Origin of the sequence: Vibrio sinaloensis (assembly GCF_000808535.1) — a bacterium.
Lineage (GTDB): Bacteria > Pseudomonadota > Gammaproteobacteria > Enterobacterales > Vibrionaceae > Vibrio > Vibrio sinaloensis_D.
The window spans coordinates 728,171-744,570 of sequence record NZ_JWLV01000001.1 but is presented as its reverse complement, the minus strand read 5'-3'; the positions used below and the strand labels follow the sequence as shown (position 1 = coordinate 744,570).

Below are 16,400 nucleotides of genomic sequence, written 5' to 3'. Positions count from 1 at the left end.
GATAATGTCTTCAATGATTAAATACATATCAATATTTTTAGTTGTGTTTTCTTTGGCATTAAAAGCTAATGCTGAAGTGTTTGATGATACCTATAAGATAGGGGCTGGTGATAAGCTTCAAATCTCAGTTTATGGTGAAGAAGACTTGTCAATTTCAGAGCTTTATATAAGTAATGGAGGAAGATTTGAGTATCCATATTTAGGGCAACTCAATGCTCTTAATAAAACACCGGAGCAATTGCGCAACGAAATAGTGAAAGGTTTGAAAGGCGATTACCTGATCGATCCAAAGGTGCGTGTGAGCGTTATCGGCTTTCGCAGCATCTACGTTAATGGCGAAGTAAAAAAACCTGGTGGTTATGAATATCAACCAGGTTTGACTGTAGACAAAGCTATTGCATTGGCTGGCGGTTTCACAGATCGCGCTGCAAGGAGCAAGGTTTATATAGCTAAATCTGGCTCTGAGGACTCAAAAAGCAAAGTCAGGCTATCCAACAAAGTAATGCCAGGAGATATTATCATCATTGAGCAAAGCTTTTTCTAGTCGCGACCATCTAACTCAAATATTTAACACCGGACATTAGCATGCCTACTCACACGCAACCAACTTCTCCTCAGCACGAACAATTGATTGATATAGGTTACTACATTCATCTGATTAAAGGTCGTTGGTTTTCTATCTCATTTTTCGCCATTTTGTGCACTCTAATTGCGGTGATGGTTGTACTCTCGATTACACCGACATACAAGGCGACTGCGACCCTACTTATTGAGTCTAGCACGGCGAAAGCTGTATCTATTGAAGAAGTAATAGGAATCGACACAAAAGCTCAGGAATATTACCTCACTCAATATGAAATATTGAAGTCAAATCAAGTTGCACAACGTGTCATTGATAAACTTCAGTTGTCCCAAGTAGAGGAGTTTAATCCGGATATCGTTGAGCATGAATCAAGTGTATTCGATGATCTAAAACAATACATACTATCTAGCCCTATAGTTGCTACGTATTTCCCTGAATCTGAGCCAAAAGAAATTGATGATTTAACAGAGCAACACAGTGTGAATCGAAAAATATTATCGACCTTTAAATCTAAGTTAACGATTTCTCCTATTAGAAAAACGCAACTAGTTAACATTTCATTTGAGTCTAATGATCCTGACCTAGCAGCACAAATAGCTAATGAAGTTGGAGTCGCATTTATAGAAAATAACTTAGAATCAAAGTTAGTGGCGACCGAGCAAGCTACAGGTTGGATAAATCAACGCTTAGCTGAACTAAAATTTCAACTGGATCAGTCTGAACAGGCATTATTAAATTTTTTGAAGGAACAAGAGCTAATTGATGATAGTGGTATTATTGCATTAACGAGTTCAGAGCTTTCAAATCTAACAGATCGGATTTCTAAAGCGACCGATAAAAGGATCGAAACTCAAGCACTCTATAATGCACTCAAGAACAATTCAGCGAAAGATGTTACGACCCTAGCTTCAATTTCCCAAATATCAAACCATCCGCAAATTCGTGATATTCGTTTTGCTGAATCCAATGCTGAGAAGGAAGTTAGCGAATTGGCGAAACGTTACGGGCCTAAGCATGACAAAATGATTCAAGCAAATGCGCAGCTTAAATCAATCCAAGAGCGTGCTGAAAGAGTAGTTAAAAAGCTGATAAACGGAATTGAAAAAGAACTTGCTAGTGCAGTAAACCAAGAAGCCTTACTTAAACGAGAGCTAATGAGTAAAAAAGATGAGTTTCAATCATTGAGTGTTGTTAAGAGGGAGTATGATACTTTGAAACGTGAAGTTGACACGAATGCAAAGTTGTATGACTTATTCTTGACTCGTCAAAAAGAAACAACCGCTACTAGTGACTTCAGTGCTGCTAATGCGCGTTTCAGTGACTATGCACTCTCGCCAGAATATCCGAGTAAGCCAAATAAAAAAATGGTTGTAGTACTCGCATTTGTTGCTAGTTTAGGATTTGCGGTGACACTAGTAATATGTTTGGACGCATTTAATAATACGATCGAATCGGCACGCGACTTTGAGAATAAGCTTGGGTTACTACCTACAGGAACATTGCCAATAGTAAAAGATAAGCTTTACAAAAAAGCACCTATTGACTCCAGAGTCTTTGAAAACAAAAAGTTTGTAGCCTTTCAAGAGTCTGTAGATTCAACACGCACTTCGTTGTATTTAAATTTACATAATTCTGACAGAAAAATATTGGCGATATCATCCTCAGTTCCAGGTGAAGGCAAGACAACTACTTCCGTTAACCTAGCAATGTCATTTGCTAAGTTAGAAAAAGTGCTGCTTATCGATTGTGATCTACGTAAGCCATCTATAGCCACACGTTTTGGGTTATCAGCTAGTCAACCGGGATTAACGAATGTTATTTTAATGAATGCTCCTTTTGAAGAATGCATCGCGACAATTGGCGATTCTAATCTAGACGTTATGAGTGCTGGTATGTTAGCCCCAAATCCGCAAGAATTATTAAGTAGCAAGAGCTTTGAAAAATTGCTGAAATATTTCGAAACTAAGTATGACAGAATTATAATAGATACACCTCCTATATTACCTGTTAGGGATGCGTTTATTGTAGGAAAACTGACCCAAGGGATTCTACTTGTTTTAAAAGCAAATAGTACGACGAAATCTGTTTATAAGCACTCAATGACATTGTTCTCAAAGCATCAAATTAAGATTGATGGCGTCATACTAAATCAAGTATCTAATAGAAAAAGCGGCTCGCATACATATAGCGAATATTCAGCGACTTATGGTTCTTAAATCGTAATATCTAGTGATTGGAGTAATAAATGCTAACGGTATTAATTCCAGCTTATAATGAAGAAAAACAGATTGGAAATACACTGTCTGCTTATAAGAATTTTATGGATAGAATCCAGGTAATTGTAATTCCGAATGGCTGCATAGATAGAACTGAAGAAATTTCTAAAGCTGTAGATGATAGAATTGAAGTGCTAACGTTAACGGAAGGTTCGAAAGTAAATGCCATTAATTATGCGTATAAGTTTGCAAAATTCGATCATATTTTGGTGCAAGATGCTGACACATTAATCGAGCAGAAATCGATACAAAATGTATTAAGTTTTATTAATAAAGAAAGCTACTTATTTGCGTCATTGTTTCCGGAAACTAATACATCGAAATCTGGATGGATTGTCCGTAGTTATTACTCATTTTTAAGTAAAACACCGGAGCACTCTATTGGAATGGTGGGCAGTGGCTGTTATTTACTGAGTCGTAAAGCTGCATCAAAATGTTTCCCGTTTCCTCAAGTTATTGCTGACGATGGATATGTGAAATCAATACTAGACAAAAGTAATTTATCAGTTATCCCAGAAAGTAATATACATGTACAAGCTCCTAGAGACGTGATTTCTCTTATAAAAATTAAGACACGAAGTAAGCTAGGTAACATTGAGTTGAGTAATATAGGTAAGAAAATAAACGGAGACAAAAATGGCCTCTTAACGCTTTTTATATTAGGTGTGAAGGAAAGGGCTTTTATTAGTTTTTTAATCTATGCGTCGATTACGGCTATTTCCTTAGGGCGTGCTAGATGGTATCTAAATAATAACTCATCGCTTAAGTGGGAAAGGGATAATAGTACGAGATGATTAAGAGATTTTACCACGTCTATTTTAGACAATTTGTTTTGGGTATACTAACTCAATACTACATTAAACGGTTTAAGATGAATATTCATCCTACGGTTCGAATTTCACTAAAAGCAAAACTGGATAAAACAAATCCTAAAGGAGTTAGAATTGACGAAGGAACATACGTCGCTTTTAACTCTACTATTTTGACTCATGATATGTGTCGTAAGCTACATGCGACGACTTCAATTGGCAAAAACTGCTTTATTGGATGTAATTCTATTATTATGCCAGGTGTTGAAATAGGAGATCAGTGCATTGTAGCTGCAGGAGCGGTAGTTACGAAGTCGATTCCATCAAATTCACTCGTCGCAGGTAATCCAGCAAAAATAATTAAAAGTAATATCCAAACAGGTAGGTTAGGAATATTAGAATGACCAGAAAAAACATAATGGCGATCGCTTCAAGTGGTGGTCATAACGTACAATTAACGAGATTGACAAGTAAGCTAACTATAAGCGAAGGAGAATTGATACACATTAGAACTAGACTAAACTCTTCAGATAAAGCAGCTAAGTTTAATGAGTTTCTTATTGATGATATGTCTCGTGATAATCCGAGTAAGTGCATAAAGATATCATTCCAGCTAATAAAGCTGATCTTGGAGCATAAACCTAAGCTTATCATTACCACGGGAGCTTTGCCGGGTTTAATTGGTATCATCTTAGGAAGGGTGTTCTTTGTTAGAACAATTTGGTTAGACAGTATTGCGAATACTCAAAAACTATCATTATCAGGTCGTATTGCTCAATACTTTGCCCATGAAATACTTACTCAATGGCCTAATTTATCGAATAATAATGTCAAATACTATGGGAATGTGCTGTGAAGAAAATATTTCTGACTGTTGGCGCTCAGCTACCATTTGATCGCTTAATTTCTTTTATTGATCAAAGTGACTTTTTTAATGGCGATGTTATTACCGCCCAAATAGGGAATAGCAGTTATCAACCTAAGAACATGATTTATAAACCCTTTATGAATGACAAAGAATACAACTCATTGTTAAAAGAAAGTGACGTCGTCATATCACATGCTGGTATGGGAACTATTATACAGTGTATGGAATTAAACAAACCACTAATTGTTGTTCCTAGGCGTGTAGAGTTTAATGAACACAGGAATGATCACCAACTGGATACAGTAAAGTTGTTTAACGAGAATAGTTCAAATGGTCGTCTTTTAAGGGTATGTTTAGAAATGGGTTCTATTCATGATAAGGTTGAAGAGTTGCTGGCTAACCCTAATAATTATGAAATCCCAAAATTTGACGAAAGCTCTTTGGTTGAATTCTTTAACAGAAGAATAAATTCTTGAAAAATAAACTGTTTCAAATAATTGACTCAATATCGTTGTCGGTGTTTAACTTCCTTGTAACTTTTATTACTTTAAAGCAAGTTGGACAAGAAGGAGTTGTGGTATATGGGTTGTCGATGACAATCACTCTCGTACTACTATCTTTCTATAGGTGTATTTTTCTTATTCCTCTTAACAACAATATAGTTGAAGGCGTAAATATCAACTCGTTAAGGAGTATTGTAAATTGGACAATATTGGCATTAGTCCCATCTTCATTGCTCTTTATCGTTGTTTTTGATGCGTGGAACTTTTCAATTTTCCTTTTGCTAGCACCTTATTACTTGTCCCATGAGAGCTTGAAGTATCTTTCTCCTTCTCTTGAAGTAAATTGGTCTGCAAACTTATCTAGCTTTGTGGCTGTTATCGCAATTTTATTACTATCATATTTCGATAGATTCTCATTTAATGCGTTGAGTGTATTATTGTTCACTTGTTTACTCATAGACCTCGCGATATTTTTCCGATTTTGTAATAAGGTTTCTATTTCAAAAATTTCTTGCGCTTTTTTCTCTGACAATCAGAAAATTTTCTATCGTCTTTCTCAATCGATATCTCAGATGTTTGTAGTCCATGCCCCATTTTTAGCTGCTCCTTTATTCTTTTCAACTGCTTTAGTTAGTTCTCTATTTATAGCTAGATCTATATATCAACCAGTACAAATTGTGATCAAGTCAATTGAGCAAATTGATCAGCGGTCAATGAACAATCATATGGTCAAATCGAAAGTATGGCTCGCAAAAATGTCAGCTAAGTACAGCTTCGTTTCATTGTTTCTCGGTTTGATATGTTTGCTTTTAGGTGGTGCTCTTTTGACTCTTTATTATAGTCCTGAGGTTCTTCCTCCTAACGATACATTGTATGTATGGCTTGTGATTTTTATTTGTTTATCTGTCTGTCGAACGCAAGAAATTCGACTTGTCAAGTTGGACCGACTAACTAGCGTGAATAAGTCTTATTTCTTAGGAGGCGGGATTCAGGTAATGTTTCTTATATTATTGCTTATTTTAGATGGGGAGTTACCAATACAACCATCTGTAATGATATTGTTATCATGGATGACAGTGTTACTTTTTCTGATTATATCGAATATTAAATATAAAGATGAAAGATTCAACGAAATTTGATAAATACACTTTTCTCATATTCATAATTTTATCTATTTTTGTTTTTAGAATTAGGGATTATGGTTCAGATGTATTAGATTTTCAAATTGTATTCAGAGCTACCAGTTGGTTAATGGCGTTTTTCTTTGGGTTTTACACGATTAAAAATGAAGGATGTTATTTTAACCGCCACGAAAAGTTGCTTATTAGTTTCTTTCTCCTAGGTACAGTATTAATACCTTTTTCTATGATTCCTTTAAGAAGCTTAGTTAATATTGTATCTTATATTGCATTTTATATAATTCTAAAGTCCATATATATCCGAAACGGTCATGTTGAGACTCTAAAAATAATCAGATTTAGTTTCAGTTTTTGTATAATTTCTTCAATACTGATCTATTACTCAATTCCATCTCTGGGCAGACATATTTATTGGCTCAATGATATATTGTATGTCAGTCCAAGAATGAGCGGTGTTTTCTCTACCTCGAATGCCATGGGAGGATTTAGCACTGTATTTTTGCTTCTTATTGGCTATTTATGGATAAATGATTTAGATAATAGGAAATTATTATCAGTAACAGCTGTTCTTGCTATTTTCTGTCTAGTTAAAAGCGATAGTAAGACTGCCATGGCTTCATTGGTTATTGCTGGGTATTTTTTATTACCTTCATCCAAACTTAAGACAATATCCACAGTTATCTCAATTACGTTATTCCTTTTGGTGGCCGTATTTGCATTGTTTGAAACCGATATGTTTCTGACTGCGGTCTCTCGACATGGTGATCCTAACGAGATTTTGACATTTACTGGCCGAACTTTTATATGGCCAGCAGTTATAGAAAAAATATTGGATCAGCCATTATTCGGTTATGGTTTGGGTGTCACTTCTATAGCGCTACCAGAGCTTAGTTATGCTATTGGTTATACACCTGCTCATGCTCATAACCTAGTTTTACAAGCAACTTTCAGTTTGGGGCTTATAGGTGGGGGGATGTGTGTTTTACTTCTAATATTTAATTTTTTAGTTAAAAAACCGAATAAATTAGCCATTAGTTTTACAGTTTACATATTGGTCACTTCTATTCCTGAATCTTCTTTCCTAGGTGGTGTGGCAGGATATTCAATCATTCCATTTTTATTGATGTGTATCATAAAGAACGAAAATGACTATTCGTATAATCGGAGGCTTATTGAGTGAACAAAATGAGATTTTTCCACTTGGTAATAATTGAATGAAAGTAAAATACAAAGTTTCTATTACTTTTTTTTTTCTAGCTTGTTCATTATTATTGATTGTAAATTCTTCAATTGAAATATCTACTAGCTTAAAGTTGAATAGTTCTAGAACCATAATAGAACGATTGGCTAATTATGATCAGCCATCTACTACTGACCTGAACAATGCTTTATTAATGCTCGATAGTGTATTAGCCAAGAAAAGAAATAGTGGATACGAATTAGAATTAGCTGGTTTAGCTTCGCTTTGGCAGCAGTATATTAACCCTAAAGGAGAGTTATATGAAACTAGCGAGAGGTATTTTAAGCTTAGTATATCAATTCGCCCTACGTGGCCAAACTCTTATGTAGAGTTATCAAAAATATACATGTTTAATAAAGACAATGTATATTTCGAAAAATACAGATTATTAGCAAACAAGTTTGGACCAAGTTATCCTCCAACCAAAATGCTAAATGTAAACTATGTTTTTTCCAGTTGGGATGAGCGTTCGAGAAAGGAGCAGATTGATGCTGCAAGACAGCTATTGGAGTTGACTAATAATTGGGGCTATCGTTCTCAGTTAGATAAAATGATTCACAACTCTCGTGGAAAACAGCGCATTTGTAATATATTAGTGTTCAATGATGTTAATATCAGCGAGTGTCCCCCTTCTCTGTAATCCCCCCTGCTGTTTAGGAATTGTTTCTTTACTTTTCGCTTGCAAAAAACGACGATATTTCTCATAAATGAGAACGTTTTTGTTACCATGTGTGTATATAATCGGTTTAATCCATCTAAAGATCACAGGGTTAGAGGACCCAAGGAAGACTCATGAAAACTCCTATTACTATTTTCAGCTTAACTGCCTTGCTATGGTCATCAGGTGTATTAGCTGAAACAGCTCAACCATTGAAGACAATTGAAGCTCAACTAGGCGAGACGCCAAGCAGCGAAGTTATGCAGTCTGTTTATCAAGAAAACCCAGATTTTGTGCTCAATATTTTAGCTTTGTTGCTAAATAGCGAAAATGTGGATCCTCAAGTTGCGATTGAAGCCGCTTTTGCTGTCGCTCCAGATCGTGCAGAAGAAATAGCTCAGTTTGCTCGTGACGCTGGTATTAGTAACGAGATCATTACTACTGCGGCACTTCTATCTGGTATTGACCCGACTCAGATCGCAGAGGCAACAGCAGCAGGTATTGAGACCGCTGCTACGAATGCAGCTGAGACTATCACAACTATTGCTCCTCCTTCAGCACCTGCTGTTGGTAGTAATGGAGGCGGTGGTGAGGGTGTAGTCTCTCCTAACTAGTATTCCATAAAGCCCAGCGCCCGCTGGGCTTTAATTTTTGTCTCACTATTCTTCTACTGCTTTTCCACCATTAGTACGTTTCCGGATCCCCATTAAATGAATAAACTTGAGAAGTTTACTTTTTATTCTCTTATCGCATTGATTGTTTGGCTACCTATCCCCTTAGGCAGTAATCGCGATTGGGCATGGGCTATTGCCGAAATGTGGGTCGCACTACAATCCCTACTATTAATTGCCTCCTACAAAGGAAATTTGCCATTTGAGCATATAAAACACTACGGGCTTCTAGTGTGTGGCTTAGTCGCTTTTCAATTCTGGGTCTTCCTTCAAACTGTTCCTTTAGATTGGTCAATTCTTAGTTTAGTTTCGCCCAAAAGTTCCGAGATATACCAATTGGTTGAGGCTCCAACAGGCTTCATTTCGTTAGATTCGAGAATGTCACTCGTCTCTTTGTTTAAAGGCCTTACCTACACATTGTTGGTGTTCAATGCCATTTTTTTGGTTAACTCGAGTCGAAGGTTAAAAACAGTTGTTGTTGCTATAGTGATTAGTGGCACCATACAAGCGTTTTATGCTGCAATGATGGTTTTACTTAACGTGGTTGAAAGCCCAGTCTTTGGTTATCGCCAAAATGGAATCGCCACAGGCTCGTTTGTCTATAAGAATCATCTAGCAAACTATTTGATGATGTCTCTCTGCCTAGGATTAGGGCTGATCATCTCACAGCTTCATACTACTGAATCCGGTTCAAAGTTTGTCTTTGTTAAGCGTCTTATTGAAGGCTTACTTAGCGATAAAATGCTGCTTCGTTTGTGCCTTGTTATAATGGTTATCGCTTTGGTGATGACACGCTCTCGAATGGGAAATACTGCCTTTTTTGCTGCCACAACAATTGGCGGAATGATTGCTTTGCTGTTCTATAAGCATAAACCCAAAGCTCTTGTTGCTCTGGTAGGGAGCGTGATTGCTATCGATACAATCGTCGTTGGTGCTTTGTTTGGTTTAGATAAAGTGAAGCAACGATTAGTTGAAACTTCACTCGATTCTGAGTCGCGTGATCAGGTCGTCATATGGTCATTGGATATTATCCGAGACTTTCCGTTTACCGGAACAGGTATGGCTAGCTTTTATACGATATTTCCAATGTACTCTAGAGCAGATATCGGCTTTTACGATCATGCCCATAATGATTATGTTCAATTTATGGTAGAAGCGGGGATTCCCGCCACTTTGCTTTTGGGTTCAATTGTGCTGTATTCGTTGTGGCGAACTTTCAATACCATCCGGAGTAGGCATAGTAAAACGATGAAGGGAGTGGCTCTCGGTTGTATGATGGCAATTATCGGTATGTTGATTCATATAAGTGTTGATTTCAACTTGCAGCCAATGGCAAATGCAGCGACTTTTATTCTCGTTCTTTTCCTCGCCAATGCTACGGCAGTGTTGCCCGCGGTTGGAAGTCTGCCAGTTAAAGTGACAGACTCTTCCAAATACACCAACAAAGTGAAGGTGTCACCTGATGTTTAAACGAGTGCTTGTTGTCTGTTCGGGGAATATCTGCCGTTCTCCTTTAGCTCAGGTATTGCTCAGTCGTCTGTTACCCAATATTTCTATTGATTCAGCTGGCGTTCTTGTGGATCACCATGATTTGTCCGCTCACCCTGCCGTTAACAATTCTCGAGTAGTCGCGAAAGAGAACGGGCTGGACCTCTCAAATCATAAGGCAAAACAGCTGACAAGTGAGCTTATTGACGACTGCGACCTGATATTGGTGATGACACATGAGCATTTGGAACAAGTGGCTCAATTAGGTCGTGGCGCTCGAGCTAAGGCTTTGCTGTTAGGCCAATGGATTGGTGCCGGCGAGATAGAAGATCCCATCGGTAAGGACATAGACGCATTCAGACAAAGTTACGAGCTGTTGGAAAAGGCATGTCTAAGTTGGTCTAAACGGTTGAGTAAATAAGCGTTGGTTTGACTAATCATATCGATCTTACAATGCTTGCTTTTCCTCAAATTTCATCCGATACATCTCGCTGTCTGCGATAGAGATCAATTGGTTGATTTGTATCGCGTCTTGTGGATAGGTTGCGATACCTATACTTGTTGTTAACAACGCTTCTTTATCGCGATCAATGGATATTTTCTGCCCAAAACAGCTGTGTATCCGAGCAAGCAAAATATCACTCTTCGTACCACTGAAGTCGAGTAAAGCGAACTCGTCTCCTCCAATTCGATAGCAAGGTAATCTGAGCTGTTGTAAACGTCCCGCTACTTCTCTTAATACTTTATCTCCCGCTTGATGACCGTGTTTATCGTTGACTTGTTTGAATCCATTGAGGTCCAACAGATAAATGGTAAAGCGTTTTTGTTCTAATAAATGTTTGTTGAGGTCATTAAACAGTGCGAGCCTATTTCTTATTTTTGTTAACGAATCTGTAAGAGAAAGCGCGCGATGATGCTTAGCCTCTAAATGGATAATGTAACCTGCGAGAGTGGCAGAGATAATCAGCAATATCAGGAGTGCGACTTGAGCATGGTGCAGCATTTCCGCTTGCTTCATTTGTTCTTGATAAAGTGGGCTCTGAATCCGGAAGTTTGTGTTGATGTATTGGATCATCGACATGTACAAATTTGAAATACGTTGGCCAACCTTGTCTGCGTAGTATGGGTGATCAATCAGATCCAGCTCTGGCTCAAGCTGTTTAAAGTTAGTAAATAGCGTTTCAAAGAAACTTTTCGCTCCTGGTAGGCGAATAAAGCTATCGGCTTCTTTGCTGTTGAGGAGCAAATCGAAGCGACTCCAAGTCAGCTCATATTTCAATAAGGTCTGGTTTTGATACTCTGGGCTTTGTGGTGAAAATGGCGTGATTGCACTCAGTTCAGAAAACTCTTTGGTGAGCTGAAACAAAAACCAGGTTGCTTGATTTTGCCTTGCAGAGTACGAATCTGCCAAATGCCGAGTTGCGGTGAGTAGATAGAGATTGGCAACAATCAAAACAACGGATAGTACGAGCAACAAAAACTTGGCTCGAGAAAGTAGGGGAGATATGTGCGTGCTGCTCGGGTTATTGATCATGAGTTCGTCTATGTATCATGATTTCATCGATTTGCCACACCATCTGCGAATGGAAAGAGGCGTTATCGATTTCTGGATGGCGAGATAGGTTGAAGATCAGCCAGTAAGGGCCTTTATTCCTTACTTTCATTTTCTTGCCGTTCATCTCATAGGCAATGATGGGATCATATTGCAGAATGTCTTCAACTCGAGATGAGGCAGCATAGTCATTCAGGGCGATAAACGACAAAGAAAACGCATCGGTGATGCGTAGGTAGTCCAACAGCGAAGTGATCTTGAAGCCCGTAAACGACCTACTACCTTCGAACCACGGGAGTTTAGTCTGGAACGTAACCGGCTCAAAATTAGATTCAATTTGCTGATGAGTAAGAGTGACGGGGCTTTTCTCTGGAACGCGAATAACAAGTTGAGAGCCCATAACTTGAAAGCTAGCAATGAGAAAAAATAAGCCAAACAGCTTCGCCATAGTCCCTCCGGGTGAGATTGTCCTTAATTAACCGTTATATCATTAAGTATAAGTCGAGTTAATAGTGGTCGCTTCGCTTTTTCTAGTTTGTAGTACAAATCCAATGTTACCTAGACAGAATGAAATCTGTTTTGATTTTGCTACAAAGAGCCCCTCACAAGGAGGGGCTAATCGAAGGTGATTCGCTCATGTTAGAAAATGAGGTGGGCGACGCCCGCGATAACTGGGAGAGTAATCAGCGTGCGGAGAATAAAGATCGCAAACAGTTCGAAAATGTTCACTGGGATCTTACTGCCCAGAAGCAGTGCACCCACTTCAGACATGTAAATTAACTGGGTAACAGACATTGCCGCAATCACGAAGCGTGTCATCTCGTTGTCGATAGAGGCTGCCAAAATGGCAGGGATAAACATATCCGCAAAACCGACTACAATCGTTTCAGATGCAGCTGCGGCTTCCGGGATTTGTAACAGCTCTAAAAACGGAACGAATGGTTGGCCTAAGAAAGCGAATACGGATGTGTATTCGGCAATGACAAGTGCAATAGTACCCAAGCCCATCACGACTGGAAGCACGCCAAACACCATATCAACGGCATTACGCACACCTTCGCCGAAAACACTTTTCACGGATGTTACTTGGCTAGATTTTTTCAGCGCGAGTTCCATACCCCAAGAAAATGTCGAGTGACCTTCAGGAATCGCATCTGCTTCAGCGTTGGGTCTCGTGCCATCAATAAATGTATCTTTCTTGCGGCTCAGTGGCGGCAGCCTTGGGATAATTACAGCTGCAACAAAACCCGCTAAACAAATAGCGCCGTAAAACGGTAAGAATAGGTGTTCCAGTTCTACCTGCGCGATCACAACCAAGCTAAACGTAATTGATACGGCAGAGAAAGTTGTACCCACAACAGCGGCTTCACGCTGCGTGTAAAACTTGCCTTCATACTGCTTACTGGTAAGTAGAATACCCACAGAGCCATCGCCCAGCCAAGAAGCCATACAGTCAATAGCGCTACGTCCTGGCAAGTTGAAAAGTGGTCGCATTACCTTGCTGAGGAGCGTACCAAACAGCTCCAACAGACCGAAGTTGAGCAATAGAGGAAGCAATAGGCCTGCGAAAATAAAGACTGAAAATAACGTTGGAAGGAGCCCCTCTAACACCAAGCCGCCAGTGTTTTCCTCCCAAATGGCTTTAGGACCAAACTGGAAGTAAGTCATCGCAACTGCTAGGCCACCAATCACTCGAACCGCTAGCCAAAGTGGAGATGGGTTAAACAAGCCGTTTAAAAATGTGTTGTTAGCGATGAATGATGGATTTTTGATGCGGCATAGCAAGGATGCCGTTGCCATGAAGACGATGATGCTTGTGATCATCCCAACAAGGTAGTCTCCAAATAGGGCTTGAATGCTCTTTGCCAATACTGCGACCGGGATAGTGATATCCCCTTGGTAGCTAATAGGCGCCATGAACAGGAATAAGCCAATGATTGAAGGGATGAAAAACATCCAAAAGTTGCCTTTAGGTTTAGGCTGATTAATGGTTTGAGTATTATCTGACATTACATTTCTCGAGTTACTACTAGTCAATAGTATAGCCAGTCAATCTGGCATATATATTCACTAAACATCCATATTCGGTCAATTAGGCGCAAGGTTAGCGCCTTTTTATTTTCCTTGCAATACTATTCATTAATCATCGTTAAATATTCAACTTATAGTTTTGCTATGGAGCATGATAATGGATTTTTGTAATGTTATTGTTAATAAATTTGGTTTTTGATGTTATTTGTGATTTCGATCTTCTTGTGTGCGTTTTAACCACAAGTAACCCCAGTAGCTAAACGCGAGAAGTAGCGCGAAAGCGATCGGGGCCAGTAGCGCCGATATCGCATATACGGAAAAGAGTTTGGCCCCTACTATGCCCCCGGACAGGAAGCCCGAAAAGATAAACAAGAACAGCTTAGCTTTGCGATAGTCAAAATACTCGCCGCGTAAACGTGCGCCGATCATAATGCCGAGGTCGGTAATGATTCCAGTCATGTGTGTGGTACGGACCACAGCACCACTGAAGGTGGTAATCATTGCATTTTGTAATCCACATGCGGCAGAGGCAAAGTATTGGCCGCTAATGTGACCTTCTTTTAGCATCCAGTAGGCGATGAGTAGTAGCGCGCTTTCTATGCAGAGTGCGACGCCATAGCGACGTCCGAGTTTGAGTGCGGTCGACTCTATGAAAAGTCCGCTAAGCGTCGCGCCAAGTAGAAAGCTAAACAGGACCATAAACAGGTGAAACGTTTGGCTGTCAAACGCCTCGATACTGGTACCGAGTAGTGTTACCGTTCCAGAAATATGGGAGACGGCTTGGTGTTGGAATCCGAGCAATCCTATTGCATTGACAACACCAGCGAGTAGTGCAAGTAGAAATGCTCCATATTCTACCCATTTTGGTAACTTAGATATCACAGTTCTGCCTCTTGAAACTAGGCGCTGATTATAGATCTACGTGGCAGTCAGCAACAGCAGTATCCATTGATCTTGCACAACATATCGGCTTAAAACCAAACGCTATTGGCAGTGTTCCATCTGGCAGTCAAATTTTACCCACTGATGTTGTCGTTCCTCATAAACTGAAAAACTGGGTAAAGGTAAATCCTGCTGATGAAAAACACCAACAGGCACTACCCAATCATCCGGACATGACGACAATGTGAGCAACATGGTGGTACTGCACTTCGGACAGAAGTAGTAGTGAACCTGATTGCCCGAATCGGCGATACGCACATAGCTCGCCATTTCTCCACTGTATTTCAATTGCCCCTTCTTAAAGCGAGCTTGAACACCGAATACGCTACCTGTTCGCTTTTGGCATTCGAAGCAGTGACAAATGGATGTTCTTTCTGGGTCGCCATTACAGGTGAGAAAAACTTGTCCACAGCTGCATTCTGCGGTTCGAATCACTTTGTCGCTCTTCATGAATTCTCCAATCCCCGCCAGTTTCTACTACTCATGTCACTATTTTTAGGTTAGTTAGTGAGAATCAGTCAAATGTGAAGGGCGCGTAATGTAACATGACTCACCTTTAAGAGCTGAAAGAGAGCAAAATGAAAAAGCGACGTCTCCCCATTCCACTTATCTTATTGATACCTATCGTTATGCTTATCATTGTGGCTGTTGCGGGCATCTATCGCTTCAGTTTGAGCGATGAAGAGATTTTGGCTAAGTTTCCAAGCCAGCAGCAAGCGGCGGATCCGATCCTAAAAGCCATTTTTGACTTGTCTACGCCAAATCCATGGACGGTTGAGGTGCCAAATACCCATGCGTTTAGTTTTATCAACCAGTACGATGAGGCCAATCAAGTTGCTTCGGGAAATTACGATGCAGGGGCGGAGCGTGGCTCGGTTTCAATAAACATTCAATGGTTAACTCAACTTTCTGCAACCGATTATGTATCTGCTTTGACGGTTTCGAATCAAGGGAGCGGGGTGTTCACGTATGCCGCGTACTTCTACTACGACAGAACGCTAAAGCGTATGGTCCTTAGAGATAGTGAACTGTTGGGGGATCGAGTGGTGCTTCAATCCATCACACTTGAGCAAGAAAACATACGTTTTGAGTACTTATCTCACGGCGTCGATCAGTCGATGGCTCAAGTGCCAACAGCGTCAAACCATCGAGTTTTTGCCTTATCAAATAAAGGTAAATTTCAGCCAGCGGATTAAATCAAGTTGTAAATATGACCAAGGTTGCTTATTGTTTGAAATAGCCTTTATTTTATTGTTTGTTGTTAAGGGAGTGAAAGATGATCAATAAGCGCTATTTTAAAACCAAGGATGAAGTGGAAGTGACCTTTGAGTTGCCCGCTTCAGAGGTAGGCAAGACGGCATCGATTGTTGCCGATTTTCTCGGCTGGCAACCTGCTGAAATGAAAAAAGTCGTCAAGTCGAAGTCATACAAATTTAAGACTCGGCTACCAAAGGGCAGCGAGTTTGAATTTCGCTATCTCGTTGATAACGAGAAATGGGTGAATGACCCCCATGCTGATCAATATAAGCCCAATGGATTTGGTGAGGATAACGGCTTAATTACCACTTATCAGTAGCCTAAACAGTGAAACAACGTAAAGAGGTGCTTTCGAGCACCTCTTATTGATCTAACTTTGACAT

The 16,400-nt window shown here is 39.6% G+C and carries 19 protein-coding genes; 14 read left to right on the top strand and 5 right to left on the bottom strand.

The window, feature by feature from the left end; translation table 11 throughout:
- The first annotated feature begins 4 nt into the window (after positions 1-4).
- From RJ47_RS03270 to RJ47_RS03215, 12 genes are all read left to right on the top strand, one after another.
- Positions 5-544 (top strand): polysaccharide biosynthesis/export family protein, encoded by a 540-nt coding sequence (locus RJ47_RS03270; protein WP_156143296.1) that lies wholly within the window; start codon positions 5-7, stop codon positions 542-544.
- Between the two features lie 41 nt (positions 545-585).
- Positions 586-2,799: a GumC family protein gene (locus RJ47_RS03265; RefSeq protein ID WP_039481357.1), complete on the top strand. Its 2,214-nt coding sequence runs from the start codon at positions 586-588 to the stop codon at positions 2,797-2,799.
- 29 nt (positions 2,800-2,828) lie between these two features.
- Positions 2,829-3,653 carry a glycosyltransferase family 2 protein gene (locus RJ47_RS03260; protein WP_039481354.1) on the top strand — a complete coding sequence of 275 codons (825 nt, stop codon included), beginning with the start codon at positions 2,829-2,831 and terminating at the stop codon, positions 3,651-3,653.
- A 77-nt stretch (positions 3,654-3,730) separates the two neighbouring features.
- Positions 3,731-4,072 carry an acyltransferase gene (locus RJ47_RS03255; RefSeq protein WP_197058121.1) on the top strand — a complete coding sequence of 114 codons (342 nt, stop codon included), beginning with the start codon at positions 3,731-3,733 and terminating at the stop codon, positions 4,070-4,072.
- Positions 4,069-4,524 (top strand): hypothetical protein, encoded by a 456-nt coding sequence (locus RJ47_RS03250; protein WP_039481349.1) that lies wholly within the window; start codon positions 4,069-4,071, stop codon positions 4,522-4,524. The genes RJ47_RS03255 and RJ47_RS03250 overlap by 4 nt, the downstream gene beginning before the upstream one ends.
- Complete coding sequence (locus tag RJ47_RS20675; protein WP_052237904.1) at positions 4,521-5,012, top strand: glycosyltransferase; 492 nt, start codon at positions 4,521-4,523, stop codon at positions 5,010-5,012. Before RJ47_RS03250 ends, RJ47_RS20675 begins: the two co-directional genes overlap by 4 nt.
- Complete coding sequence (locus RJ47_RS03240) at positions 5,009-6,178, top strand: hypothetical protein (RefSeq protein WP_039481348.1); 1,170 nt, start codon at positions 5,009-5,011, stop codon at positions 6,176-6,178. Before RJ47_RS20675 ends, RJ47_RS03240 begins: the two co-directional genes overlap by 4 nt.
- A complete protein-coding gene (locus RJ47_RS03235) occupies positions 6,156-7,358 on the top strand; it encodes an O-antigen ligase family protein (RefSeq protein ID WP_039481346.1) in 1,203 nt (400 codons plus the stop codon). The genes RJ47_RS03240 and RJ47_RS03235 overlap by 23 nt, the downstream gene beginning before the upstream one ends.
- A 34-nt stretch (positions 7,359-7,392) precedes the next feature.
- A complete protein-coding gene (locus tag RJ47_RS03230) occupies positions 7,393-8,058 on the top strand; it encodes a hypothetical protein (RefSeq protein ID WP_039481344.1) in 666 nt (221 codons plus the stop codon).
- 152 nt (positions 8,059-8,210) lie between these two features.
- The gene (locus tag RJ47_RS03225; RefSeq protein WP_039481341.1) at positions 8,211-8,690 is read left to right on the top strand and encodes a hypothetical protein; all 480 of its coding nucleotides are present in this window, start codon (positions 8,211-8,213) and stop codon (positions 8,688-8,690) included.
- A gap of 96 nt (positions 8,691-8,786) precedes the next feature.
- Complete coding sequence (locus RJ47_RS03220; protein WP_039481339.1) at positions 8,787-10,217, top strand: O-antigen ligase family protein; 1,431 nt, start codon at positions 8,787-8,789, stop codon at positions 10,215-10,217.
- On the top strand, positions 10,210-10,656 hold the full coding sequence (locus RJ47_RS03215; RefSeq protein ID WP_039481336.1) for a low molecular weight protein-tyrosine-phosphatase: 447 nt from the start codon (positions 10,210-10,212) through the stop codon (positions 10,654-10,656). Before RJ47_RS03220 ends, RJ47_RS03215 begins: the two co-directional genes overlap by 8 nt.
- Positions 10,657-10,683: 27 nt before the next feature.
- Here RJ47_RS03215 and RJ47_RS03210 read toward each other — a convergent pair whose 3' ends face one another.
- The 5 genes from RJ47_RS03210 to RJ47_RS03190 form a co-directional block, all read right to left on the bottom strand.
- Complete coding sequence (locus RJ47_RS03210; protein ID WP_039481334.1) at positions 10,684-11,769, bottom strand: GGDEF domain-containing protein; 1,086 nt, start codon at positions 11,767-11,769, stop codon at positions 10,684-10,686.
- Positions 11,759-12,235 carry a molybdopterin-dependent oxidoreductase gene (locus RJ47_RS03205; protein ID WP_039481331.1) on the bottom strand — a complete coding sequence of 159 codons (477 nt, stop codon included), beginning with the start codon at positions 12,233-12,235 and terminating at the stop codon, positions 11,759-11,761. Before RJ47_RS03205 ends, RJ47_RS03210 begins: the two co-directional genes overlap by 11 nt.
- Before the next feature lie 191 nt (positions 12,236-12,426).
- The gene (locus RJ47_RS03200; protein WP_039481328.1) at positions 12,427-13,797 is read right to left on the bottom strand and encodes a YjiH family protein; all 1,371 of its coding nucleotides are present in this window, start codon (positions 13,795-13,797) and stop codon (positions 12,427-12,429) included.
- Between the two features lie 222 nt (positions 13,798-14,019).
- Complete coding sequence (locus RJ47_RS03195; RefSeq protein ID WP_038188295.1) at positions 14,020-14,700, bottom strand: YoaK family protein; 681 nt, start codon at positions 14,698-14,700, stop codon at positions 14,020-14,022.
- Positions 14,701-14,802: 102 nt separating this feature from the next.
- Positions 14,803-15,210, bottom strand: a complete 408-nt coding sequence (locus RJ47_RS03190; protein ID WP_039481325.1) for a GFA family protein — start codon at positions 15,208-15,210, stop codon at positions 14,803-14,805.
- A 128-nt stretch (positions 15,211-15,338) separates the two neighbouring features.
- On the opposite strand from RJ47_RS03190, the gene RJ47_RS03185 reads away from it, so the two are divergent.
- Together RJ47_RS03185 and RJ47_RS03180 are read left to right on the top strand one after the other, a co-directional pair.
- A complete protein-coding gene (locus RJ47_RS03185) occupies positions 15,339-15,956 on the top strand; it encodes a hypothetical protein (protein WP_039481323.1) in 618 nt (205 codons plus the stop codon).
- A gap of 80 nt (positions 15,957-16,036) precedes the next feature.
- Positions 16,037-16,336, top strand: coding sequence for an isoamylase early set domain-containing protein (locus RJ47_RS03180; protein ID WP_005470189.1), 300 nt, complete (start codon positions 16,037-16,039; stop codon positions 16,334-16,336).
- Positions 16,337-16,400 lie beyond the last annotated feature (64 nt).